The organism is Neobacillus ginsengisoli (assembly GCF_030813055.1).
The window spans coordinates 254,079-279,247 of the sequence record NZ_JAUSTW010000001.1; the positions used below are offsets into that span (position 1 = coordinate 254,079).

At 40.5% G+C, this 25,169-nt stretch carries 28 protein-coding genes and 1 other annotated feature; of the genes, 26 read left to right on the plus strand and 2 right to left on the minus strand.

The window, feature by feature from the left end:
- Positions 1-42: 42 nt before the first annotated feature.
- The 14 genes from mreC to pheA all read left to right on the plus strand — a co-directional run bounded on the left by mreC (position 43) and on the right by pheA (position 11,143).
- Positions 43-924 (plus strand): rod shape-determining protein MreC, encoded by an 882-nt coding sequence (mreC, locus tag J2S10_RS01300; protein ID WP_307403868.1) that lies wholly within the window; start codon positions 43-45, stop codon positions 922-924.
- Positions 921-1,433, plus strand: a complete 513-nt coding sequence (gene mreD, locus J2S10_RS01305) for a rod shape-determining protein MreD (protein ID WP_307403870.1) — start codon at positions 921-923, stop codon at positions 1,431-1,433. The genes mreC and mreD overlap by 4 nt, the downstream gene beginning before the upstream one ends.
- A gap of 204 nt (positions 1,434-1,637) precedes the next feature.
- Entirely contained in the window at positions 1,638-2,318 is a 681-nt protein-coding gene (minC, locus tag J2S10_RS01310) for a septum site-determining protein MinC (protein ID WP_307403872.1), read from the plus strand.
- 1 nt (position 2,319) lies between these two features.
- Positions 2,320-3,123, plus strand: a complete 804-nt coding sequence (gene minD / locus J2S10_RS01315; protein WP_307403874.1) for a septum site-determining protein MinD — start codon at positions 2,320-2,322, stop codon at positions 3,121-3,123.
- A 145-nt stretch (positions 3,124-3,268) separates the two neighbouring features.
- Complete coding sequence (locus J2S10_RS01320; RefSeq protein ID WP_370876138.1) at positions 3,269-4,051, plus strand: peptidoglycan DD-metalloendopeptidase family protein; 783 nt, start codon at positions 3,269-3,271, stop codon at positions 4,049-4,051.
- Complete coding sequence (locus tag J2S10_RS01325; RefSeq protein ID WP_307403876.1) at positions 4,044-4,910, plus strand: M50 family metallopeptidase; 867 nt, start codon at positions 4,044-4,046, stop codon at positions 4,908-4,910. Before J2S10_RS01320 ends, J2S10_RS01325 begins: the two co-directional genes overlap by 8 nt.
- Before the next feature lie 44 nt (positions 4,911-4,954).
- On the plus strand, positions 4,955-6,442 hold the full coding sequence (locus tag J2S10_RS01330; RefSeq protein WP_307403878.1) for an Rne/Rng family ribonuclease: 1,488 nt from the start codon (positions 4,955-4,957) through the stop codon (positions 6,440-6,442).
- 47 nt (positions 6,443-6,489) lie between these two features.
- Positions 6,490-6,571: a sequence feature (ribosomal protein L21 leader region), on the plus strand.
- 13 nt (positions 6,572-6,584) lie between these two features.
- On the plus strand, positions 6,585-6,893 hold the full coding sequence (gene rplU, locus J2S10_RS01335) for a 50S ribosomal protein L21 (protein WP_307403881.1): 309 nt from the start codon (positions 6,585-6,587) through the stop codon (positions 6,891-6,893).
- Between the two features lie 15 nt (positions 6,894-6,908).
- Complete coding sequence (locus tag J2S10_RS01340) at positions 6,909-7,253, plus strand: ribosomal-processing cysteine protease Prp (RefSeq protein WP_307403883.1); 345 nt, start codon at positions 6,909-6,911, stop codon at positions 7,251-7,253.
- Positions 7,254-7,547: a 50S ribosomal protein L27 gene (rpmA, locus tag J2S10_RS01345; RefSeq protein WP_307403885.1), complete on the plus strand. Its 294-nt coding sequence runs from the start codon at positions 7,254-7,256 to the stop codon at positions 7,545-7,547.
- Positions 7,548-7,828: 281 nt separating this feature from the next.
- A complete protein-coding gene (locus tag J2S10_RS01350; RefSeq protein WP_307403887.1) occupies positions 7,829-8,368 on the plus strand; it encodes a sporulation initiation phosphotransferase B in 540 nt (179 codons plus the stop codon).
- A gap of 65 nt (positions 8,369-8,433) precedes the next feature.
- Positions 8,434-9,723 carry a GTPase ObgE gene (gene obgE / locus J2S10_RS01355; RefSeq protein WP_307403889.1) on the plus strand — a complete coding sequence of 430 codons (1,290 nt, stop codon included), beginning with the start codon at positions 8,434-8,436 and terminating at the stop codon, positions 9,721-9,723.
- A 31-nt stretch (positions 9,724-9,754) separates the two neighbouring features.
- Entirely contained in the window at positions 9,755-10,210 is a 456-nt protein-coding gene (locus J2S10_RS01360) for an ACT domain-containing protein (RefSeq protein WP_307403891.1), read from the plus strand.
- Between the two features lie 81 nt (positions 10,211-10,291).
- Complete coding sequence (pheA, locus tag J2S10_RS01365; RefSeq protein ID WP_307405111.1) at positions 10,292-11,143, plus strand: prephenate dehydratase; 852 nt, start codon at positions 10,292-10,294, stop codon at positions 11,141-11,143.
- Positions 11,144-11,174: 31 nt separating this feature from the next.
- On the opposite strand, the gene J2S10_RS01370 is transcribed toward pheA, so the two are convergent.
- Both J2S10_RS01370 and J2S10_RS01375 read right to left on the minus strand, forming a co-directional pair.
- On the minus strand, positions 11,175-11,714 hold the full coding sequence (locus J2S10_RS01370; protein WP_307403893.1) for a transcription repressor NadR: 540 nt from the start codon (positions 11,712-11,714) through the stop codon (positions 11,175-11,177).
- Between the two features lie 55 nt (positions 11,715-11,769).
- Positions 11,770-12,918: an IscS subfamily cysteine desulfurase gene (locus tag J2S10_RS01375; RefSeq protein WP_307403895.1), complete on the minus strand. Its 1,149-nt coding sequence runs from the start codon at positions 12,916-12,918 to the stop codon at positions 11,770-11,772.
- A gap of 112 nt (positions 12,919-13,030) precedes the next feature.
- Between J2S10_RS01375 and nadB the strand changes: the two genes are divergently transcribed.
- The 12 genes from nadB (at position 13,031) to tgt (ending at position 25,151) form a co-directional block, all read left to right on the plus strand.
- A complete protein-coding gene (nadB, locus tag J2S10_RS01380) occupies positions 13,031-14,611 on the plus strand; it encodes an L-aspartate oxidase (protein WP_307403897.1) in 1,581 nt (526 codons plus the stop codon).
- Positions 14,580-15,428 carry a carboxylating nicotinate-nucleotide diphosphorylase gene (gene nadC / locus J2S10_RS01385; protein ID WP_307403900.1) on the plus strand — a complete coding sequence of 283 codons (849 nt, stop codon included), beginning with the start codon at positions 14,580-14,582 and terminating at the stop codon, positions 15,426-15,428. Before nadB ends, nadC begins: the two co-directional genes overlap by 32 nt.
- 1 nt (position 15,429) lies before the next feature.
- Positions 15,430-16,533: a quinolinate synthase NadA gene (gene nadA, locus J2S10_RS01390; RefSeq protein ID WP_307403901.1), complete on the plus strand. Its 1,104-nt coding sequence runs from the start codon at positions 15,430-15,432 to the stop codon at positions 16,531-16,533.
- A gap of 195 nt (positions 16,534-16,728) precedes the next feature.
- The gene (gene safA / locus J2S10_RS01395; RefSeq protein ID WP_307403903.1) at positions 16,729-18,354 is read left to right on the plus strand and encodes a SafA/ExsA family spore coat assembly protein; all 1,626 of its coding nucleotides are present in this window, start codon (positions 16,729-16,731) and stop codon (positions 18,352-18,354) included.
- Positions 18,355-18,457: 103 nt separating this feature from the next.
- Positions 18,458-19,318 (plus strand): phosphotransferase, encoded by an 861-nt coding sequence (locus tag J2S10_RS01400; RefSeq protein WP_307403905.1) that lies wholly within the window; start codon positions 18,458-18,460, stop codon positions 19,316-19,318.
- Between the two features lie 102 nt (positions 19,319-19,420).
- Positions 19,421-20,104 (plus strand): YhcN/YlaJ family sporulation lipoprotein, encoded by a 684-nt coding sequence (locus tag J2S10_RS01405; protein WP_307403907.1) that lies wholly within the window; start codon positions 19,421-19,423, stop codon positions 20,102-20,104.
- A gap of 330 nt (positions 20,105-20,434) precedes the next feature.
- A complete protein-coding gene (locus J2S10_RS01410; RefSeq protein WP_307403909.1) occupies positions 20,435-20,911 on the plus strand; it encodes an intercompartmental signaling factor BofC in 477 nt (158 codons plus the stop codon).
- A gap of 195 nt (positions 20,912-21,106) precedes the next feature.
- Entirely contained in the window at positions 21,107-21,721 is a 615-nt protein-coding gene (gene ruvA / locus J2S10_RS01415; RefSeq protein ID WP_307403911.1) for a Holliday junction branch migration protein RuvA, read from the plus strand.
- Between the two features lie 11 nt (positions 21,722-21,732).
- Entirely contained in the window at positions 21,733-22,734 is a 1,002-nt protein-coding gene (gene ruvB / locus J2S10_RS01420; protein WP_307403913.1) for a Holliday junction branch migration DNA helicase RuvB, read from the plus strand.
- Positions 22,731-22,937, plus strand: a complete 207-nt coding sequence (locus J2S10_RS01425; protein WP_307403915.1) for a DUF2905 domain-containing protein — start codon at positions 22,731-22,733, stop codon at positions 22,935-22,937. Before ruvB ends, J2S10_RS01425 begins: the two co-directional genes overlap by 4 nt.
- 18 nt (positions 22,938-22,955) lie before the next feature.
- A complete protein-coding gene (gene queA, locus J2S10_RS01430) occupies positions 22,956-23,984 on the plus strand; it encodes a tRNA preQ1(34) S-adenosylmethionine ribosyltransferase-isomerase QueA (RefSeq protein WP_307403917.1) in 1,029 nt (342 codons plus the stop codon).
- Between the two features lie 27 nt (positions 23,985-24,011).
- Positions 24,012-25,151, plus strand: a complete 1,140-nt coding sequence (tgt, locus tag J2S10_RS01435; protein ID WP_307403918.1) for a tRNA guanosine(34) transglycosylase Tgt — start codon at positions 24,012-24,014, stop codon at positions 25,149-25,151.
- The last annotated feature ends 18 nt before the right edge of the window (positions 25,152-25,169 follow it).

Genomic DNA, 25,169 nt, shown 5'->3' on the forward strand with positions numbered 1-25,169 from the left:
CCATTATCATTCTTATCAAAGAAAAAATAGAGGTGTATAATCATGCCACAGTTCTTATTGAATAAACGACTGATTATCTTGCTTGTCAGCATTATTGTTCTCGTGGCATTGATTGGGTTTTCTTTAAGGGAGAGAAGTAAACTATCCTGGCCGGAGCAGTTTGTAAAAGACACAACCGGCTGGGTTCAATCCCTGGTATCAAAGCCTGCCCATTTAGTTGCAGGTTTTTTTGGAAGTCTCCAGGATATACAAAATACATATCAAGAGAATAAAGAATTAAAATCACGTATCGAAAATCTTGTCAGCCTTGAGGCTCAGGTTCAATCGCTAAAAAAAGATAATAAAGATCTTCGTGATATTCTTGGTGAAAAAAAGACACTGGCAGACTCTAAACCATTACCGGCTACTGTTATTGGCAGAAACCCTGATCGTTGGCATGAAATGATTATTATCGACAAAGGTAAAATAAATGGCATTAAACAAAATATGGCTGTTGTAACGGCAAATGGCCTTATTGGTAAAGTAAAAAGTGTGAATCAATTCAGTTCGACAGTTCAATTATTGAGTTCAATGGATCCGAAAAATCGAATTTCTGCAGTTATTCAAGGCGATACCAATGTATACGGCCTAATAGAGGGCTATAATAGTGATAAAAATGAGCTACAAATAAAGGCTATACCATCCAGTGCTAAAATTCAAAAAGGACAAACGGTAATTACCTCGGGATTAGGAGGTTTCTTCCCCAGCGGTCTCTTGATTGGAAAAGTAGTCGATGTGAAGCCCGACCAATACGGTTTAAATCAGACAGCACTCGTTAAACCGGGAGCAGACTTTTATGATATTCAAAATGTTATGGTGATCCAAAGAAATATGATGCAGCCGAATACGAGTGCTCTTAGTGATAGTCAGGGGGCAGGAATGTGAAAAAGTTCCTTCTTCCTCTTTTATTTTTGATACTTTTTCTTATGGAAAGTCTCTTTGCTCAGTATTTACCCGGTGAAATATTTGGAAGAACGTGTGTCCCGCATTTTCTTTTTATTGGCCTCCTCTTTTTAACAATATACGTTGGGAAGAAACAAGGAATTATCTATGGGTTTATCTTTGGAATTTTATTTGACATAGTTAATACAGAAATTCTCGGTATCTACATGTTTTTGTTCCCTTTCGTTGCCTATCTTGTTTCAAAATTCATGAATGTAATGCATGCAAATATCATCACTGTCTTTCTTTCTTCGCTAATTGGCATTGCATTGTTAGAAGTCGGCGTTTATGAAATGAATGTTTTAATCCATGTGACTGACATGGATTATATGACCTTTTTCAAAATGCGTTTCTATCCTACTCTGATATTTAATGCGGTATTTATCATCCTCGCAGGTTACCCTTTAAAAAGACAATTTGAAAAAATTGCTGCAGCATTAAGAGATGATTAATCTAGTTGTTTTTCTTTTAAAAAGAGGAGAATGAACGGAACGTGTCGAATTCTTTTAAGAAGGTGTCTAATTTTTTTCGGGATAAGTATGAGGACATAGGGTTTATTTACTATCGTTGTGAAATTTGATGTGCAATTTTACCCATGGAATCATACTTGCGCCGAAAGTGATTCCGCTTTTCTTATTTTAGAGGTGAATATCTCCATGAAAAAACGGCAAAATGTTACAATAAAGGGAACAAAGGATGGAATTGTCCTTCAACTTGATGATAGCTGTTCCTTTCAGGAATTAAAAAAAGAACTAGATGAAAAACTATCCGCAAACTCAAGTACACAGGACGAGCGACATTTAACCCCTGTTAAAGTTGAAATAGGTAATCGGTTTTTGAATGAGGAACAGAAAGAAGAATTAAAAGAACTGATTCGGCAAAAAAAGAATTTATTAGTTGATGATATTGAATCAAATGTGATGACGATAAAAGAGGCAGAACGGCTAAAAGCAGAAGCTGAAGTTGTGACTGTCACCAGAATCATTCGTTCCGGACAAGTATTGGAAGTGCCCGGCGATTTGTTATTAATAGGAGATGTAAATCCTGGTGGAACTGTAATGGCCGGTGGGAATATTTTTATTATGGGTACACTAAAAGGATTGGCTCATGCAGGATGCTACGGAAATGATGAAGCGGTTATCGCTGCATCAAGCATGAAACCGTCACAGCTAAGAATCAGTGACTGTTTAAATCGGGCACCTGACACTGTTCCAAATAATGAAAAACGCGAAATGGAATGCGCATACATAGACGAAAATCGTCAAATTATTGTCGATAGATTGCAAGTTTTAATTCATTTAAGGCCTAATTTAACGAGATTAGAAGGGGGACATTAATGTGGGAGAAGCAATTGTAATAACATCCGGTAAGGGCGGCGTCGGCAAAACCACGACTTCCGCTAATATTGGTACAGCGTTGGCCCTTCAAGGAAAAAAAGTCTGCTTAGTGGATACAGATATTGGCCTTAGAAACCTGGATGTTGTCATGGGGCTTGAAAATAGAATTATCTATGATCTTGTTGATGTAGTTGAAAAAAGGTGTAAAGTCCATCAGGCATTGGTAAAGGATAAGCGGTTCGAGGATTTGTTGTACTTGCTCCCGGCTGCACAGACTGTGGATAAGTCTGCCGTTAAACCTGAGCAAATGAAGGAACTAATTGAAGATTTAAAACAAGACTATGATTATATTATAATAGATTGTCCTGCAGGAATTGAGCAGGGCTATAAAAACGCAGTGGCAGGAGCTGATAAAGCCATTGTCGTCACCACTCCTGAAGTTTCCGCCGTTCGTGATGCAGATCGTATTATAGGTTTACTTGAAAAAGAAAAAAATATGGAACCGCCGAGATTAATCATTAACCGAATCCGAAACCACATGATGAAAAACGGCGATATGCTGGAAATTGAAGAAATTACTCACCATTTATCCATCGAGTTGGTTGGAATTGTTGCTGACGACGAAGAAGTAATTCGGGCCTCTAATCACGGTGAACCTATTGCTTTGAATCCAAATAGCAAAGCGTCAATTGCTTATCGGAATATTGCAAGAAGAATTCTCGGTGAATCAATTCCGCTTCAACCGCTTGAAGAAGCAAACCAAGGTGTTTTTACAAAAATTAAAAAGTTTTTTGGCGTTAAGTAATATCGGGTCTGTCCTCTATACCAGGGGATAGGCCTTTTATTTTTCCAAAGATCACGGGGAGAAGAACCAACTTTTAAATGTAAAGTCATACTCTATAAGTTTTGCTCATAAACTTGTACAAAAAGCGGGAAAAGGGTTGATGGGTATGGCGCGGTCTACACCGGAAGAAATACGGCGACGAATCGCCAAAAGAAAAGGAACGCCGGAGAAAAGTCCAAGTAATAAAATGATATTGCCCGGTGATGAGGAAAAATACGGTTATAATCCAATATCATCTTTTGATAGCGGACATAGCGATGATGGACACCCTTTATTTAAAAAAGAAGTAGTTTTATTTAAAATCTTGGCTTCTGTCTGCCTTTTCTTAATGATTGCTATTTTATTTCGTAATCATTCTTCAGTATTTGACCCTGCAAGAACATGGGTTTTGAAATCAATGGATACAGATTTTAAATTTGCGACTGTTTCAAAGTGGTACGAAGATAAATTCGGAAAACCCTTGGCCCTCCTTCCTTTTACAGAAAAAGATAAAACAGGAACGGGGACAGTAACTAAAACACAGCAAGGCTTTGCTGTGCCGGCTTCAGGAAAAATTCTCGAAAACTTTGAAAAAACCGGACAGGGGATCATGATTGAAACAGGAAAAGGAGCATCTGTTGAAGCGATGAATGGTGGAATTGTTCAGTTTGCAGGCGTTAAAGATGGATTGGGGAAAACGGTCATTATTCAGCATGCCGATCAAACAGAATCCTGGTATGGAAATCTTGAGGAAATTAAGGTTAACCTATATGAATATGTCGATAAAAGTAAAGTGGTCGGTACTGTTTCGACCTCCACGGGTGAGGATAAAACAAAGGGAAAATATTATTTTGCCATAAAAAAAGGCGATTCTTTCATCGACCCGAACCAGGTGATACGCTTTGACTAGAGCGAAATATTTACTACAACATATTCATATCCATCCGCTGTTATGGATTGTTATCGCACTATCGATTGCTACAGCACATTTCCTTGAAGTCTGTTTCCTTTTAACCATTATTTTTATACATGAGATGGGGCATGCAGCAGCAGCTTCATTTTTTTCATGGAGGATTAAAAAAATCACCCTCCTACCCTTTGGCGGTGTTGCCGAAATGGATGAGCACGGCAATCGCCCGTTAAAGGAAGAAGCCATTGTTGTTATTGCGGGACCGCTACAGCATATTTGGATGATGGGTATGGCGTACGGATTATATTCCTTGAACTTGATACCGGAGACTCTATTTACTTTATTTATTAATTACAACCTCATGATCTTAGTATTTAATCTCTTTCCTGTTTGGCCACTTGATGGAGGTAAATTGATTTTTTTGCTGCTTTCATTGCAAAAATCATTTCCGGAAGCACATCGGCTTACCTTAATCATTTCATTTTTTAGTCTAAGTGTCTTTTCCCTTTTGATTTTACTAACAGCACCTGCACACTTAAACGTCTGGGTTGTTATAGCATTTTTGTATTTTTCACTTTATCACGAATGGAAGCAACGCCGCTTTATTTTTATGCGGTTTTTATTAGAACGATATTATGGAAAAAAGGCCGACCTGGGTCAGCTAAAACCGATTCAGGCGAATGAACAGGATCTTCTCATCCATGTTTTAGAAAAATTCCAAAGAGGCTGTAAACATCCTATTATTATTGAAAGTAATGGCAAAGAAAAAGGAATGTTAGATGAAAATGAATTACTGCACGCCTATTTTTCCGAAAAACGCTTAACCGATAAAATCAGTGACCTTCTCTTTTCATATTGAAAGGGTATAATATAATCAAATCAATTAAAGTGAGGACGCTGGTTTTGGAATCATTGATAATTAATTATACTTCAAGAGAAAAGAGATTTGCCTATCTCAGAGACCACAAGGTAGAAAAAATCCATTTTGACCGACCGGAGCATCATTCTCTGGTCGGTAATATTTATTATGGCACCGTAACGAAGATTTTACCAGGGATGAATGCCGTGTTCATCGACATCGGCGAAGAGAAGAATGCCTACTTGCATCGGGATGTGCTCTCCACTTTTGTTTTATCAACTGAAAAAATACAGGAAAAAGAGAAAAAGAATATCACAAACTTTGTTCATCAGGGGGAAAAATTGCTTGTACAGGTGGACAAGGATGCTACAGGTACAAAAGGTCCGCGCCTAACAGGGATTATTGAGGTCCAAGGAACTCACCTCATTTACATGCCGAATGGGCGCTATGTAGCAGTTTCGAAAAAAATAGCCGATGAAAACCAAAAAGCAGCCCTCCGCAGCCTTGGAAATCGCTTGAGGGAAGAGGAGGAAGGAATCATTTTTCGAACCTCCAGCCTTTCATGCACTGATACGGAAATTCATGAGGAACTTATAGAACTGCGCAAGCATTGTGAAGCAATTCGCCGAAAGGCTGCTTCACTTAAAAAGCCCGGTTTACTTATTCAAAAAGATACCTTTCTTGATACAATTCTCGAAATAATTGCCAGCATGCCTACAGGAGAAGTAATCGTTGATGATAGAGCTTTAAAAAAATGGATCGAACAAAGTAAAGTCATGAATGAAGAAGTCAGCCTAACCTTTTATGGCGGTAAGGAGAATATCTTTTCTGCCAACAGAGTGGAGCATGAGATTGAAAAAGCGCTGAAAAGAATAGTATGGCTTGATAATGGGGCTTATCTTATTTTTGATGAGACGGAAGCGTTAACGATCATTGATGTGAATACCGGTAAGTTCTCCGGAAAAAATGACTATCAGGATACGGTCTTAAAGACAAATAAGCTTGCTGCCAAGGAAATTGTCCGTCAACTTCGGCTCCGGGATATTGGCGGTATCGTTTTGATCGATTTTATCGATATGAAACGGGAGAAAGACAGGCTATTTATTTTGGACACAATGGAAACGGACTTAAAGATGGATGATAAAAGAACGAAAATCATTGGCTTTACACGACTTGGTATTCTCCAGTTAACGAGGAAAAAAACGAAGGTTACTTTGTCAGAGGTTTTACAGGAGAAATGTCCTGTTTGCCATGGGACGGGGAAAATAATGAGTGCTGAAACGATTGGCTTTAGGCTCGAACGTGAGTTATTAGAGCATCGGCATTCTGAATATGAGGCAGTCCTAATCGAAACAACAGAAGAAGTAATAGAGACATTTGCAGGTCCAAATCAAAGCCATAAGGAAACATTCGAAGAATTGCTTCATTTAAAAATATATTTTTCAGTCAGCCCTTCAGCCGAGCCTTATTATATTTTGAAACAATTCGGAAATGAAAGGGAGATATCCCAAAAAGCCGGCGAATCCTATTGACACTATGAGTGATATTATGGTAGGATTTTAATGTTATGTTTGTAGCACCCGTGCTACAACCGCACAGACCAGGTAGTAAGTTTTGTGCAATAGCATAAACGCCTGTCACTGGCGAGTCTGAGTTTATAAGGAGGTGCAGTTCATGTACGCAATTATCGAAACTGGCGGTAAACAACTTAAAGTCGAAGAAGGCCAAGCTATCTACATTGAAAAGTTAAATGCAGAAGCAGGTGAAACAGTTACTTTTGACAAAGTTCTTTTCGTTGGCGGTGAAAATGTAAAAGTAGGAAGCCCTGTTGTTTCAGGCGCTACTGTTACAGCTAAAGTTGAAAAGCAAGGCCGTCAAAAGAAAATCATCGTTTTCAAGTATAAAGCGAAGAAAAACAACCGTAAGAAGCAAGGTCATCGTCAACCTTACACTAAAGTAATCATCGAAAAAATCAACGCTTAAGGTGTTGGATTATAGATGATTGACATTACGATTACCCGTACTGACTCCGATTCTATTCATTCATTTGAAATTAGCGGTCATGCTTTTTTTGCCAATCGGGGACAGGATATTGTCTGTGCAGGCGTATCCGCAGTATCCGTTGGCACGATCAATGCAGTGCATGCCCTAACAGGTGTCACTCCTCTGATTAAGCATCGTGACGATGGTTTTCTCCGCTGCGGGCTTCCGAATGATCTTTCGGAAGACGTTTATGAGAAAATCCAGCTTCTTCTCGAAGGTATGGTCGTTTCATTGCGAACGATTGAAGAAGAATACGGAAAGCACATAAAAATTACCTTCAAAAAGCAGGAGGTGGAATAAATGTTATTAAAATTAGATCTTCAGTTGTTTGCATCTAAAAAGGGAGTAGGTTCTACAAAGAACGGACGTGACTCTATCGCAAAGCGCCTTGGTGCTAAGCGTGCAGACGGACAATTTGTAACCGGTGGTTCAATCCTTTACCGTCAACGCGGTACAAAGATTTACCCGGGTGAAAACGTTGGCCGCGGCGGTGACGACACTCTTTTTGCTAAAATCGACGGCGTTGTGAAATTCGAACGTTTTGGTCGTGATCGTAAAAAAGTGAGCGTTTATCCAGCAGCTCAAGAAGCTTAATAGGCAATCGGAAACTCTAACCTGACCGGTTAGAGTTTCTTTTTGCTAAAGAAAAGGAAATTTTTCCAAATAGGTCGGGGACCCTGAGGTTTTTTGTTTATTTGTTGAATTTACGCATAAAACAAGGAGTTATGCGCTTTGCTCCTGAGGTTATTCTCTCCAAAAAGCCTCATAATTTACCTCTTTAATAACAACATTCTCATAAAAAAGCTTACTCATGACGGCTTTTTTGATATACTATCAGCAAACAGTTTTTAAGGCACTTGGGTAGGAGTGTAGGTATGGTGAAAGAATGGGATATCGTGGAAGTGCTCAGGCACTCACGGCATGATTGGTTAAATAGATTACAATTAATAAAAGGAAACTTGGATTTAAATAGATTTGACCGGGCAAAAGCAGTGATTGATGAAATTGTGATTGAGGCTCAGCATGAGTCGAAGCTTTCCAATTTAAACTGTCCATTGTTCGCCTCAATACTTTTAAAAGCAAATTGGGAGGGTCATTCCTTTCTGCTTGAATATGAGGTCCTTCAAGAGTCAGAAATCTTAACAATTAACGATGTCGTCCTAACAAGTTGGACAAACTCATTTTTTGTATGTTTGAATTCGGCGATAGAGGCATTTCAAGAGAACCATTTGTCGATCACAATTGATTTGCAAAAAGATGGAATTCGTTTCTTTTTTGATTTTAACGGGATAATAATAAAAAATGAACTGATTGAACAATTCCTTAACGACCCAAATTCAAATGAGATGAATATTACGGTCAAGGAATTCTTTGAAAACGAACTCGCATTAGAAGTTTTTATGCCTTTTATATAGAGAAAAGGGTAAAGCTGCGATTCTCGTCATGAAATCGGTTCAAAAATGCAGCTGGGAGGAATTAAATGTTTGTCGATCAAGTTAAGATATATGTAAAAGGTGGAGACGGCGGCAATGGAATGGTCGCGTTTCGCCGTGAAAAATATGTTCCGAATGGTGGGCCCGCAGGCGGCGACGGCGGGAAGGGTGCCAATGTGGTTTTCGAAGTAAACGAGGGTTTACGTACTTTGATGGATTTCCGTTATCAACGGCATTTTAAAGCACCTCGTGGTGAACATGGAATGTCCAAAGGCATGCATGGAAAAAATTCAAAGGATATGATTGTCAAAGTGCCGCCTGGAACGGTTGTCATTGATGCAAATACACAGGAAGTCATTGCCGACTTAGTTGAAAATGGCCAGCGTGCAGTCATTGCAAAAGGCGGCCGTGGTGGGAGAGGAAATACTCGATTTGCCACTCCGTCTAATCCTGCTCCAGAGATTGCGGAGAATGGGGAGCCTGGGCAAGAACGTGATGTCGTTCTTGAATTAAAGCTTCTAGCAGACGTTGGTCTTGTTGGATTTCCGAGCGTTGGCAAATCCACCTTATTATCCGTCGTTTCATCAGCAAAGCCGAAAATTGCTGAATACCATTTTACTACGATTGTTCCGAACCTCGGGATGGTTGAAACCGAGGATGGCAGGAGCTTCGTTATGGCGGATCTTCCCGGGCTGATTGAAGGGGCTCACGAGGGCGTCGGTCTTGGACATCAATTTTTACGGCATATCGAGCGGACAAGAGTCATTGTCCATGTAATTGATATGGCGGCAACGGAAGGCAGAGACCCATTTGAGGATTACTTGACAATTAATAAAGAATTAAAAGAGTATAACCTGCGTTTGACAGATCGTCCGCAGATTATTGTCGCAAATAAAATGGACATGCCAGATGCAGAAGAAAATTTGCTGAAATTTAAAGAGCAGCTTCAAGAGGATTATCCGATTTTTCCAATCTCGGCAGTTACACGAAAAGGACTGCGTGAGCTATTGTTTGCAGTAGCGGATAAATTGGAGGAAACTCCTGAATTCCCGCTTGAACATGAGGAAGAGGAAACAGGCGTACATCGGGTTCTTTATAAGCATGAGGCTGATCCTGAAGCATTTACGATTACCAGAGACCCGGACGGTTCATATGTAATCACAGGTGAAAAACTTGAGAAATTATTTAAGATGACAGACTTCTCAAGAGAAGAATCGGTAAGACGGTTTTCACGGCAGCTCCGCGGGCTTGGTGTTGACGACGCTTTAAGGCAAAGAGGTGCAAAAGACGGGGATATCGTTAAATTATTAGACTTTGAATTTGAATTTATTGAGTAGCCTTCACTGGATCCGGAGGTAGTGTATAGAGATGAAAATGGATAGAACAGATAGAAAATTTTACTTGGTCCGTGAGGATGTATTACCGGAAGCGATGAAAAAAACGCTTGAAGTAAAAGAAATGCTTGAAAGAGGTAAGGTCGAATCCGTTTGGGAAGCCGTACGGCAGGCTGATTTAAGCAGAAGTGCCTTTTATAAATACCGGGATACAGTTTTTCCGTTCTCGACGATTCAAAAGGAACGATTGGTCTCTCTTTTCTTTCATCTGGAAGACCGCTCAGGGACACTGTCAAAATTGCTGGGTGTTGTTGCTTCGTCTGGATGTAATGTACTGACCATTCACCAAACGATTCCTTTACAAGGAAGAGCGAACGTCACACTTTCGTTAAATACATCCGATATCCATATGGAAATTGATGATTTACTTATCGAATTAAGAAAACTGGAATTTGTCGAAAAAGTGGAGGTGCTGGGAACAGGTGCATAAAGAACAGAAATGTTCAAAATGCTGGGCTGGTCTCAGCTTTTCTTTTTAAGTAATTATAGAGGATAGAGAGTGGGGAGAGCAATGAAAGTCGGTTATTTAGGGCCAAAGGCTACATTCACAGAATTAGCGGTGAAAAGGGTTTTTCCGGAATTAGAGTTCGAACCGTATCGAACGATACCGGAATGCATAGATGCTGTCGTGGAAAAACAGGTAGAATTGGCGGTTGTTCCCGTAGAAAATGCTCTAGAGGGTTCCGTCAATATAACGCTTGATTATTTAACACATGAGGTTGAAATTCCAATTATTGGTGAGATAACAATCCCGATACGACAGCATTTAATGGTTCATCCATCGAATAAGGAAGATTGGCAAAATGTTAGCAAGGTATATAGTCATTCACATGCGATTGCCCAGTGCCATAAATTTTTACATACTCAGTTCAAAGGAATTCCCTTTGAAAGCGTGAGTTCGACTGCTGCTGCTGCTCAGATGGTGATGGATCAACCTGAAATGAAAACGGCTGCGATTGCTAATGAACTGGCAGCAAATGAATACGGTCTTACTATCGTCCAAAGAGATATACACGATTTTGATTATAACCATACTCGGTTTTTAATCCTATCGGGACAAAAAGTAGATTTTCTGTCAGTAAGCTCCAGAGGTTATAAAACAACCTTAATGATTACACTTCCGTCAAATCATCCGGGTGCACTTCATCAAGTTTTATCAGCCTTTGCCTGGAGAAAATTAAACATGTCGAAAATCGAATCAAGGCCGATGAAAACAGGAATCGGCAATTATTTCTTCATCATTGATTTGGAAATGGAGCTTGATGATGTTTTAATCCCAGGCACGATTGCCGAGCTGGAAGCATTGGGGTGCGGCGTGAAATTATTAGGAAGCTATCCTTCATTTATTGTGGATTTGAATTAATAAAAAAGGACCCGGTCCAAATCGGGTCCTTTTATGCTTCCATCAAAAATCCTTCTGCTTTGAGGGCTGCCAGTGCTTTATCGAGGGTTTTTTCGCTCGCTGCCGAAATAGTATGAAGATGAATGCCGTCTGTTAATTCTGATAAAAATGAGGCTTTTGTTTTGTGAATGTTTTCCATAAATTGTTTTACTTCCTGCCGATTCGAAACCATTATCGAGGCAATTAAATCTCCATATACCGCATGTTCAATTCTAACATCCTTCACCGTTACCCCGTGATCGACTAATAAATAAAGCTCCTTTTCGGTTTCTTCAGGTCTATGGCAGCAGGCAATCGTCCTTTGGAAAAGTGGAACACCGGTATTCTGTATCAAATACATATAGCCTTGGCTCGTAGCAATAATCGGTTCATTTTTTGCCTTAAGAAGCGTAATATCGCCAACAATCACTTGTCTGCTTACATTCGTTCTCGTTGCCAATTCGCTTCCGGTAATTGGAACAGGACTTTCTTTTAGTTGTTGTAAAATTAAATTCCTCCTTTGCTCTCCCAGTATTTTTTTCTGCTCCGTCATAGGAATCCCCCTAGATCATCATTCTTGTTTTCTTATTCTAGCATAATAAAGATTTTTAAATTACAGAAGTGGTCTTAAATTCTTTAACAACACTCACTATATTTTGTCCGAGCTTCAGGACATCATCCATTGTGGTTGATCTGCCAAATGAAATGCGGATAAATTCCTTTGCTGCATAGATATCTAATCCCATTGCTTGCATTGCTTTTGAAGGGGTTTGCATACCTACTTGGCAGGCGCTACCTGTTGAAATCGCGAAGCCTAACCGATTGCATTCCAACATCATCCATTGCCCCTCGATACCTTCAATCCGCATCCCGATAATATGAGGAAGCTGAGAGCTTTCTCCGGCTTGAAAGATATGGACCCATTCTTTTATTGGGGCGATCGCTTCAATGAAAGCTTTTCGAAGTAAGAGATATTTGTTTTTTTCCTCGTTAATTTGTTTACATATTTTTTGTGCTGCCACCGTCATTGCTGCAATGGCAGGGACGTTGATTGTGCCGGGCCTGAGACCTTTTTCATGTGTCCCGCCCGGGAAAAAAGGGCTCCATGAAATGTCCGGGTCGATAAAAAGACCCCCGATTCCTTTTGGACCATATATTTTATGGCCGGAAAATGAAAAACTGCTAGCTAGATGCGCAATGTTTGTTAAATCGATTTTTCCAAAAGACTGAACAAAATCGCTATGAAAATGAATATGATTGGCTTTGCATATACCGGCAATTTTTTCGATTGGTTGGATGGTCCCGATTTCAGAATTAACATGTTGAATCGAAACGAGAATCGTCTCGGGTGTTATTAAATTAACCAGGTTTTCGTAATCAATCACACCTGAAGAATTAAACGGCACTCGAGTAACACAATAGCCGGCATTTTCTAATCTATTAATGGATCCATGAACGGATGAATGTTCCGCCATTCCCATTAAAATATGGTTACCTTTTCTTTTAGGCGCAGATAGCAGTGCTTCAATTGCCAAAAAGTTTCCCTCAGAACCTCCGCTTGTAAAGAATAGTCCTTTTTTATCAATACCCAAAAGGCCGGCTAATTCTGCCCGGCAATTTTCAAGCAGGGCTAAGGATTGGCCTCCGATGTCATGAAGACTGCTTGAATTTCCAAAATATTCAGTTGCTGCTTTAACATATACATTAGCTGCATCGGAATCTAACGGAGTTGTTGCCGCAAAATCAAAATATATCATTCTACATTTCTCCAATTCCCATATTTTTAATGCGAAAAAAATACTTGTATTTAGTTTAATTCTATGTAAATATAGATGTCAAGACACCTGTTAAACCAGGAGGGGCTGGAATATGACAAATAGTGATGTGTTAATAATTGGAAGTGGAGTAGCTGCATTACAACTGGCTGTCCGCTTAAATAAGGATTTAAATGTGAGGATTCTCACAAAGTCAAGTTTAAGGACAGCGAATTCCTATTTGGCTCAAGGTGGAATTGCAGCTGCCATCGGCTCTCATGACCACCCTTCAAAACATGTTATTGATACTCTCGAAGCGGGAAGATTCCAAAATGACAGGGCAGTAGTTGAGCAAATCATTAATGAAGCCCCATCGCTTATAAAGGATATTTCAAGCCTTGGTAATATTTTTGATAAAAATCAAAATGGCGATTTGCTCCTTGGGATGGAAGGTGCCCATAGCGAAAAGAGAATTGTTCACGGCGGCGGGGACGCAACAGGAAAGAATTTAATGGAATTCCTGATAAGCAGGCTTAGCAAAAATGTCATTATTGAAGAAAATACTTTTGCCTTTGAATTGATCGTCAATAAAGAAAAAAATCGCTGTTCGGGTGTAAAGGTTAAAAAACCTGATGGGACAATTCAAATCCATTACGGGACCCATATTATTATTGCAACTGGCGGTTGCGGTCAACTATACAGCTATACTTCAAATGCAAAAACGGTAAGCGGTGATGGGATTGTAATGGCTTATTTAGCCGGCGCTGAAATCATGGACATGGAATTTATACAATTTCATCCGACGCTTTTGTATATTAACGGTGAAACGAAGGGATTAATTTCTGAAGCTGTTCGCGGAGAGGGTGCCATTCTGGTAACGTCAGATGGAACTCCAATTATGGAAGGAATTCATCCCTATAAAGACCTTGCTCCCAGGCATGTGGTTTCGCAAACAATCTATGAATATTTAAAAAATGGAAAAAAAGTCTTTTTAGATATAAGTAAAATTGAAAATTTTCAAAAACGTTTCCCATCTATTACATCTCTTTGTGAAGAAAATGGAATTCATTTAGCGGATGGCAGGCTTCCGGTTGCGCCGGGATGTCATTTTTTAATGGGGGGAATCAAAACAGACTTAATCGGGAGAACTTCCTTTGACGGACTTTATGCAATCGGTGAAGCAGCCTGCACTGGTTTGCATGGTGCAAACCGGTTAGCGAGCAATTCCTTATTAGAAGGATTATATCAAGGGGAAAAGCTTTCGGAATGGATAAATTCAGCCCGGTTTAAATCTTTAGATCTTGAACATTTGCCGGTTCCTATTTCTGTTAATAAAAATAACGTAATTTTGCCGGATATAGCGCAATTAAAGGCTTTGATGATGGAAAGAGTGGGAATTGTCCGTAGCGAAATGGCTCTCCTAAAACAGAAAGCCTGGCTTGGGCAATTTAAGGTTCACGAAATAAACGAATGGGATTCTTTTTCTGTTTCAGAGTTAACAAAACTATTCATGCTGATTATCGCTCAACTTATCACAGAATCTGCACTGCAGCGGACAGAAAGCCGCGGAGGACACTTTAGGAGTGATTATCCGTTTGAAGATGATCGTAATTGGTTAAGGAAATCAATCATCCATAAACATAACAGGGAAATGGAGAAGACGAATGAACACATTGAAACTGCGCTCGCAAATTGAGAATTTTTTTATCGAAGATATTGGAGAACAGGATATCACCACAGATTTGATTTTTTCTGAAGATACCAATGGGGAAATTGTTTTTTTAGCAAAAGAGGACGGAGTTTTTTGTGGAGAAGAAATCATAAAAACCGGTTTTCAAGTGTTAAATAATCAAATTAGCACCAAGGTTTTTGTAAAAGATGGTGAGCGATTTGAAAGCGGACAAAAGCTGGCTATCGTTTCCGGAAAAATCACCGACTTGTTAAAGGGCGAGAGAGTTGTCCTTAATCTTGTTCAAAGAATGAGCGGTATTGCGACACTCACTCAAAAAGCGGTAACCACCTTGAACAGCGACTATACGAAAATTTGCGACACCCGGAAAACGACACCGGGACTCCGGATGTTGGAAAAATATGCGGTTCGCTCCGGGGGCGGCTTTAATCACCGATTTGGCTTGTATGATGGAGTAATGATTAAAGATAATCATATTTCGTTTGCAGGTTCAATAGCGAGTGCCGTTGCCTCCGTTCGCCAAAATGCAGGACATATGGTGAAGATTGAAGTAGAAGTTGAGACAGAAGAACAGGTGATTGAGGCAGTAAACGCAGGGGCGGATGTGATTATGTTTGATAATCGTACACCCGATGAAATCAAGGAATTTATTAAATTGGTGCCAACACATATTATTACTGAAGCTTCGGGCGGAATTCAATTAAGTAATCTGGCTGACTATCAAGATACGGGAGTTAACTATATTTCCCTTGGCTTTTTAACTCACTCATATAAAGCACTGGATATTAGCGTGAAAGTTTTATGGAACAAAGGAGAGGAATAAAATGAACATTTTGGCTTCCTTGCAATCAAATTTGATGATTCCCGAAAGATACCGGCAGATGTCAAGAGAAGAGCTTGAGGCTCGGGTAATCGAAGTAAAGGAAAGATTAGGCAAGCGACTCTTTATCCCTGGGCATCATTATCAAAAAGATGAAGTCATTCAATTTGCTGATGCAACAGGAGATTCCTTAAAATTAGCGCAATTATCGGCTGAAAATACCGAAGCTGAATTTATTGTTTTCTGCGGCGTTCATTTTATGGCAGAAACGGCTGATATCCTTACGAGTGAAAAGCAAAAGGTATTTTTACCGGATATGCGTGCGGGCTGTTCGATGGCTGATATGGCGGATATTCAGCAAACAGAAAAAGCATGGGAAAAGCTGCAGGAGATTTTTGGCGATACCATTTTACCGTTAACCTATGTCAATTCTACTGCTGCCATTAAGGCTTTTGTAGGTGCAAAGGACGGAGCGACGGTAACCTCATCCAATGCCGAAACGATGGTTAAATGGGCATTTGGAAAAAAAGAACGCATTCTATTCTTGCCAGATCAGCATCTCGGAAGAAATACCGCGGCTGATTTAGGTGTTGCTTTAGAAGAAATGGCCATCTGGAATCCAATTAGCAACATGTTGGAATATGAAGGTGATTTTTCAGAAATAAAGGTTATTTTGTGGAAGGGACATTGCTCGGTCCACGAAAACTTTACTGTTCAAAATGTAATTGAAACCCGCGAAAAATATCCTGACATGAAAATCATTGTCCATCCGGAATGCCGTCGTGAGGTTGTGGAATTAGCGGATGAAGCGGGTTCAACCAGCTATATTATCAAAGCGATTGAAACGGCTGAACCCGGGTCCTCTTGGGCAGTCGGTACCGAAATGAACCTTGTTAAGCGGCTGATAAAAAATCATCCTGAGCAGCATATCATTTCTTTAAATCCGCATATGTGTCCATGTCTAACCATGAACCGGATTGATTTGCCCCATTTAGTTTGGAGTTTGGATACGCTAGAGGACAACAGTGGTCACAATCTTATTAAAGTAAGTGAAGACATAGCACAAAATGCAAAATTAGCATTGGAATATATGTTGGAAAATTCATGAATATTAATGAGTAGATGCAGCTTTTTACAGTTGCATCTTTTTTTATTTTCAACGTGCGGACTTCGCTAAAAAATTAATCATCACAAGCAGATTCATATTTTTTCGAAAAATAGCATAAGTTTTTGTGAAGTATGTTAGCACTTTGCCCATTCTCACATACACTATATGGACTTATGCCATAGGAGGGAAATCAGAGTGAAGATCCATATCGTACAGAAAGGGGATACTCTTTGGAAGATCGCCAAGAAGTACGGCGTGAATTTTGAAGAGCTGAAAAAGATGAATTCACAGCTCAGCAACCCTGATATGATTATGCCCGGTATGAAAGTAAAAGTCCCAACAACTGGTGGATCAATAAAGAAAGAAACACCAATGGGAACTAAACCGGAAGCTGCAATCAATTTAGGAGTTAAGAAAGAAATGCCGATTGTTGAGCACCCGTTTGCCAAAGAGAAGCCAAAAGAAATGCCAATTGTCGAAGCACCAAAAAAAGAAATGCCAATAAAGGAAGTACCAATAGTAAAAGAAGCACCAAAAGTACCTTATACTCCTAAAATGCCTCTACAAATTGTCCCTGAAATTGATATTAACAATTATTATACGATGAACATGCAAAATATGACTGTTCAACAGCCGCAGCTGCCGCCAAAACCGGCAAATATACTTCCTGAAGTAAAAGAAGTTCCGAAGAAAGAAGTTCCGATGAAAGAAGTACCGGTGGTTGAAGCGCCCATAGTGACACCGCCACCGCCGCCGGTTGAACAGCCGCAATATTGTGTGCCTGTTACACCGGTAATGCCGGGACCTGGATTTTGCCCGCCATTTGAACCATTCATGCCAGTTCCACAAGGTCCAGGTGCCGCTTATCCTGCGGGCCCGGGATACATGCCGACTGCACCCGGGTATGTACCTGCAGGACCGGGTTATATGCCAACAGCTCCCGGAGTCGCTCCTGCTGTTGCCGGTGCATCATACATTCCGCCGCATTTCGGTGATGAGTCATCATCGTTTATGCCGCAAATGCCAATGATGAACCCTGGTTATAATCCTGGAGCTGTTATGGGAAGCCCGGTTGTACAACAACCATTACAAACACCATATGTGGACCCTGCAGCCCAATATCCGATGGGTGGATACCAGCCGGGAGTAGCACAAACAAGTTATCCTTACCCTGAAGGCTATCCCGGAGCAGCGCCGACCGGCTATCCCGGAGGATACCCAGGGGTAGCGCCAACCGGCTATCCCGGAGGATATCCAGGGGCAGCGCCAACAGGCTATCCCGGAGCAATGCCGGCCGGTTATCCTGCAGGTTACCCGGGAGCGGAACCTGGGGGCTATCCATCATATCCGGCTGAATATGCCCCTACTGCCCATGTGACCGGGTACAATCCGGGGATGGCTGCGCCATACGGGCAATATCCATATGGCTACCCGCATATGGGCGGACATGTAATGGGAGCAGAATTTGAATCACCGGAATTTTCCGGGCCCGCGGTTGGAGCACCAATGCCGTATATGCAGCAGATGTACCCGCAAGGATTTCCGGTAGGAACAGGTGCATTAGGTGATTGTGGTTGCGGACCTGTACCAACTCAAATGCCAATCACAACTCAAATGCCAATCACAAATCAAGTTCCAATGACAAATCAAGTGCCGCCTCCTGCCAATGTACCAACGACTCCGCCGGTATATAGTGCACCATATTCGGCACCGGGAACTTTGGCCCAGCCTCCTTTTATGAATCCATATGGGATGGGGCCGGGAGAATCACCGTACAGTATGCCGCGTTACCAAGATGAAAGCAATGAATACGGCAATTAACCATAAAGGAGACGATGATTATTTTGATCGTCTCCTCTCTTATTTTAGGTCACAATTTTTCGAAAAAATAATTGGGTTTTTTCCAATTCGGAAGTCGGTTTTTTTGCTAAAAACAGAAAAAAATACTTATATCCTAAAAGGTTATCACATATATAGCAGGCTCAGACTTCAAGAGGCTTTTACGGCCACGCTTAGAAAAGAAGGATTTTATAAGACCTACTTGTTTGTTACTCCTCCTGTAAAAGAACAGCTCTTTTTTGAAGGATTGCATTGGGGCTGCATGGAATACATTGAACCGAATAAACACCCTTTTTCCTTTCATTCTCAAAAAAATCGCCAGGATGGAATGGAATTATTAGAGCAATTTCATCAGGTTACATCCTTCTTTGAGGCACGATATCGAACACTGCTGCCAAATGGCTATCTCCCGGAAAAATGGAATGAAAGATTCGCTATTTTTTTGAAAAATTTACCCTTTCTACGGTATTTTATAAACGAAACCGTTCTTTCAGAAATGGTATCTTGGGCAAATTGGTCTTTGAAGGGGATGGAGAAGAACCGGTTCTTTTTTTTAAAGGAACCATTTGTCATCCTTCATGGTGATGTGGCACATCATAATTTTTTGCGTGACAAGGCCGGAAATTTACAAATAATCGATTTTGACTTAATTAGTATTGGCCCTAATTCTTTAGATTATTTACAATATGTAAATCGAATCCTTCCATATATGGAATGGTCTTTGAAAAAGCTATCACGCATGAAGCAAATCCAAACCTTTTTAAATGAAAAAGCATTTCTTTATGCTTTAGCGTTTCCTGCTGATATTTTTCGGGAGTGGAACCGAATCATAAGGGAAAAAACCTATACAGACCATACGAAATTAAAGCAGATTATGGATATGACCATTAATCAATTTTATTTGAGAAAACAATTCATTGATCAAGTGAAAAGTCTAACCCTTTGATGATGCCTTGGTCGTTTCTGGCAGTATGAAATCCCCTTTTAAGTAACAAGCTATTAAAGAGCATTTTACTGTGCTCAGGATGTTACCAAGGGGGTTTTTCGCTTGAACAAGAAGCAGTGGATGATTCCTCTTTCAGCTGTGATTGTAATCGGGCTGGCGGGTTGTGGTTCTTACAATCGGGCCGATGTCAATACAAATAATAAAAATCCTGCACGTCCAATGGGATACTACTCAAATGAAAAACATCCGACTGGAACCTATACGGGCTTCAATGACAATGATGGCCCATTAACAGAAATGATGGACCATAATCTTGGGGCAGAGGGCAAATACCAAAGGGATCAAAATCGAAGGCTTTTGCAGACAAGAGACAAAAATGGAAATCCTCCAAACCCAACGAAACCGCTCGCAAGCTATGACCGGAATTTTTTTCAACGTGATAATCGCTTTAGCACCAGTGACGTGAATTATCATGATCATTTAAATCAAAATATAGCCAATACCGGCTATGTTAATGATTACGGGTCTAACAAAAAAGTATCAGATAAAATCAGAAAAAAAGCGGAATCGGTTAAAAACGTTCAGGATGTCCATTCCGTTATCTATGGGAATTCAGTGTTAATATCGATTGACTTGGTCGATAATAAACGGGAAAAAGAAACGAAAAAAGCCGTCCAAGCAGCGGTTAAGCCCTACGTTAATGGGAAAGCTGTATCTGTAATTATAGACGAGGGTACGTTTAGCCGAGACCGTAACATCAACTTTGATCTTCAAGGAGCAAAGTAAAATCTTCCAATTTATTAGGGGCAGGGCTTTCGGGCTGTGCCCTTTTTAATTTGCCGGTAAAAAAAGAAATGGGTTGCGGAATACCTGAAAAAATTAACTGAATTCCAACCAATTTACGCGGTGTTCCCGGTTAAAACTTAATAGGATTCTTTCAATCTAATCCAGTTAGGATAAAAAGGCAAAAAAAGGCTAAACTATGAATGTAAGATTTGATCGATTTTTAACCATAAGAGGTGATTATGCATGAGGTTCAATTGGATAGCATTGTCTCGGTATTGTTTAACAGTACTTACATGTTTACTCTTTATGTTAATAGGAAGAGCCCCGGGAATGCTTTTGAATGGCTCCGCCGCCCAACAGGATAACCATCACAACCTGCAAAAGACGGAACCTCTGCACATTACTGTTTTATTAGAGAGAATGTATTTAGATGGAGAAATCAGTCAAGAGGTTGTTCAAGAGACTTGCTGGTCACTGGAAAATTTTTGGGCCAAGTATGATCAGTGGCAGCTGACGGATATTAATGAATCAAAAATGGTTTTTAGAAAGAAAATCGATGATATTTCGCCGTTGCTTAAGTCTAATGGGTATTTTGGAATTACGGATGAAGGTGTGTTAACGATATTTAATGGAAGACCAGATCGTTCAAGAATAATTCAATCCTTTTTTCAACTAGATATTAAGAAACTGGAAAGCAAAAAACAAGAAGAATTGCTCGAAGGAATTCCGATTAAAACAAAGGATCGTTATGTTGAAGTTTTAGAAACATTTAAGCACTATTCCAAAAAGGAAATGCAAGAAAATTAAAGTAACCAAACAAAAAATCAGGCTGATTTTACATCAGCCTGGTTTTTTGTTTTTCTTCATACACCCTAAAATTTTATGATAGAATGGAGTACAGTGCATAGAAAAAGCATCCATGAATTTGCATCAGCGTAAACATTGAGCTGCTGCTTGCATAAGCTTTCTGAGATAGGGATGACGTTAGAGGAGAGAATGGTATTGTACGAATTTATCAAAGGGACCGTTGAGTTTGTCGGGCCTGAATATATAGTGATTGAGAATAATGGGATTGGCTATCAAATTGCAACACCAAATCCATTTATATATTCCAGTAAAATGGATAGTCAGATTACTGTATTTACCTATCATTACGTTCGCGAGGACTTAATGGCCTTGTACGGATTCGAATCAAGAGAAGAAAAAAAACTTTTTACTAAATTATTAAATGTTTCCGGTATCGGGCCTAAAGGAGCACTGGCGATTTTGGCATCCGGTGAAGTGCAGCAGGTGGTCTCAGCAATTGAAAATGAAGATGAAGGCTTCCTTATAAAATTCCCGGGAGTCGGGAAAAAAACAGCAAGGCAAATGATCCTTGATTTAAAAGGAAAATTACAGGATATTGTACCCGACTATTTTCCTAATTTATTTAATGCTGATTCCTTTGCTGTTCAAACAAAATCTTCATCCAACACGGCCTTTGAAGAAGCAATTCTCGCTTTGAAAGCCCTCGGTTATTCAGAAAAAGAAATTAAAAAGATTTCACCTGAATTACGTAAAGAAAAGTTATCCACAGACCAATACATTAAAAAAGCCCTGCAGCGGCTTTTAAAATAAGGTGATGATTCATGGAAGACAGGATTATTTCTAGTGAAGCGAACCAGAGTGAGGTAACGATCGAACAAAGTCTCAGGCCCCAAACCTTAAAACAATATATCGGACAAGATACAGTAAAGAAGAACCTTGAAATTTTTATTGAAGCGGCGAGACTTCGCAGGGAAACGTTAGACCATGTCCTCCTTTACGGACCACCGGGATTAGGGAAAACGACACTTGCGGTCATCATCGCAAATGAGATGGGTGTCAATATCCGAACAACCTCAGGGCCTGCGATTGAGCGCCCCGGCGATTTAGCGGCGATTTTGACAGCACTTGAGCCGGGGGATGTCTTATTTATTGATGAAATTCATCGGTTACCAAGAACAATTGAAGAGGTGCTGTACCCGGCAATGGAGGATTTTTGTCTCGATATCGTCATTGGTAAAGGTCCCAGTGCCCGTTCCGTGCGCCTGGACCTTCCGCCCTTCACATTGGTTGGGGCAACGACAAGGGCCGGCTCTTTGTCAGCACCGCTAAGGGACAGATTTGGAGTTTTGAGCCGTCTCGAGTATTATAAGGAAGACCAGCTAAAAAGTATTGTTAAGAGAACCGCTGAGTTATTTGAGACCCAAATTGATGATCCTTCGGCAGCTGAAATTGCCAGAAGAGCAAGGGGAACCCCGAGGATTGCGAACCGCCTTCTGCGTAGGGTCCGGGATTTCGCCCAAGTTAAAGGCAACGGTGAAATTAATCTTGTTCTGGCCAAGGAAGCTTTAGAGCTTCTGCAAGTCGACCGGTTGGGACTCGATCATATTGACCATAAATTACTTAAAGGAATTATTGAAAAATTCCGCGGCGGTCCGGTGGGTCTTGATACAATTGCTGCGTCTATCGGTGAAGAAGCTGAAACGATTGAAGATGTTTATGAACCGTATTTGCTGCAAATTGGCTTTTTACAAAGAACTCCCCGGGGAAGAGTGATAACAGGTGCCGTTTATCACCATTTTGGAATGGAGGTGCCGGGCCCGTGACGCCATTTTCAAAAACGCTCATGATTATTGGTGCGCTTATTTTTATCATCGGGTTTTTGATGTCGTTTTTGCATTTTGGAAAACTGCCGGGGGATATTGTGATTAAAAAGGGAAATACCGTTTTTTATTTTCCGATAATCACATCAATTGCAGTAAGTATCATTTTATCTGTTATTTTTTATTTAATAGGACGATTTCGATAAAGTAAGGATGTTATTTTTATGAAAGTAGATTTGTTTGATTTCCATTTGCCTGAAGAACTAATTGCTCAAGTCCCTTTGAAAAATCGGACAGATAGCCGCTTGATGGTTTTGAATAAAGAAACAGGCGAAATAAAGCATGAAATTTTTAAAAATATTACTGAGTATTTGCGTGAAGGGGACTGCCTTGTGTTAAATGATACCAAGGTTCTTCCTGCACGCCTTTTTGGCGTCAAAAAAGATACAGGGGCAAAAATTGAAGTGTTACTTTTGAAACAGCTGGAAGGTGATCAGTGGGAAACGCTTGTAAAGCCTGCCAAGCGAGTGAAGGAAGGAACGGTAATTGATTTCGGTGAAGGTCTTCTTACCGCGGAATGTACAGGAACCTCTGAACATGGCGGCAGAATATTCGATTTCAAATATGAGGGGATTTTTTACGAGGTACTGGATCAATTGGGAGAAATGCCGCTTCCGCCTTATATTAAAGAGCAGTTAGACGATCGTGACCGCTATCAGACGGTTTATGCCCGCGAGCCGGGTTCAGCAGCTGCCCCAACGGCTGGTCTTCACTTTACTGAAAGCTTATTGAATGAGGTAAAGGAAAAAGGTGTTCATGTTGCATTTATCACACTGCATGTAGGTCTTGGAACGTTTAGACCTGTGAGCGTTGATGATGTTTTAGAACATGATATGCACTCAGAGTTTTACATCGTATCCGAAGGAACGGCCCGACTTTTGAATGAAGTAAGAAACAAGGGAGGCAGAATCATTACTGTTGGTACAACCTCCACCAGGACGTTAGAGACAATTGCCTCTGCTAATGATGGACAGTTTATTGAAGGCAACGGCTGGACGAATATTTTTATTTATCCTGGGTATACCTTTAAGGCAATCGATGGCATGATAACAAATTTCCATTTGCCAAAATCGACCTTGATTATGCTCGTTAGTGCCTTGGCCGGAAGAGAAAATATTTTGCATGCCTATAATACCGCAGTTGAAGAGCGATACCGCTTTTTCAGTTTTGGCGATGCAATGTTGATCATCTAGGTTATGCATAAGGAAGGAGAAAGTAAATTGAGCGCAATTCGTTATGAATTAATTAAAACTTGTAAACAAACGGGTGCCCGTCTTGGCAGAGTACATACACCGCATGGTTCATTTGAAACACCTGCATTTATGCCAGTTGGAACTCTTGCAACGGTAAAAACGATGGCTCCGGAAGATTTAAAAGAAATGGGCGCCGGTATAATTTTAAGTAACACCTATCATCTATGGCTCCGCCCAGGCCATGACATTATTAAGGAGGCCGGCGGTCTTCATAAGTTTATGAATTGGGACCGGGCGATTTTAACGGATTCAGGCGGGTTCCAGGTTTTCAGTTTAAGCGAGTTTCGCAAGATTGAAGAAGAAGGCGTTCATTTCCGCAATCATATGAGTGGTGAAAAGTTATTTTTATCACCTGAAAAAGCGATGGAAATTCAAAATGCGCTTGGCTCTGATATCATGATGGCCTTTGATGAATGTCCGCCATATCCTGCAACTTTTGAATATATGCAAAAATCAGTGGAACGGACCTCAAGATGGGCGGAACGGTGTTTAAAAGCACATCAGCGTCCCGAAGACCAAGGGCTATTTGGGATCGTCCAAGGAGGAGAATATGAGGAACTCCGTAAGCTAAGTGCCAAAGACCTCACTTCTCTTGATTTTCCCGGATATGCTGTCGGGGGATTATCTGTTGGGGAACCAAAGGATGTCATGAATCGGGTGCTTGAGTTCACTACACCACTCTTGCCATCCAATAAACCGCGTTATTTAATGGGAGTCGGATCTCCGGATTCGTTAATTGATGGATCCATTCGCGGGATTGATATGTTTGACTGTGTACTGCCAACAAGGATTGCCCGAAATGGCACATTGATGACAAGTACCGGCCGGCTGGTTGTCAAAAATGCAAAATTTGCCCGGGATTTTGGCCCGCTTGATGAAAATTGCGACTGCTATACATGCCGAAACTATAGCAGAGCATACATTCGCCATCTCATTCGCTGTGATGAAACTTTTGGAATTCGATTAACGTCTTACCATAATCTCTATTTTCTGTTAAGATTAATGGAGCAAGTCAGACAAGCCATTATGGAAGACAGACTTGGTGATTTCCGAGAAGAGTTTTTTGAACGTTATGGCTTTAATAAGCCAAACGCGAAAAATTTCTAATAGACATTTTTGAAAGGA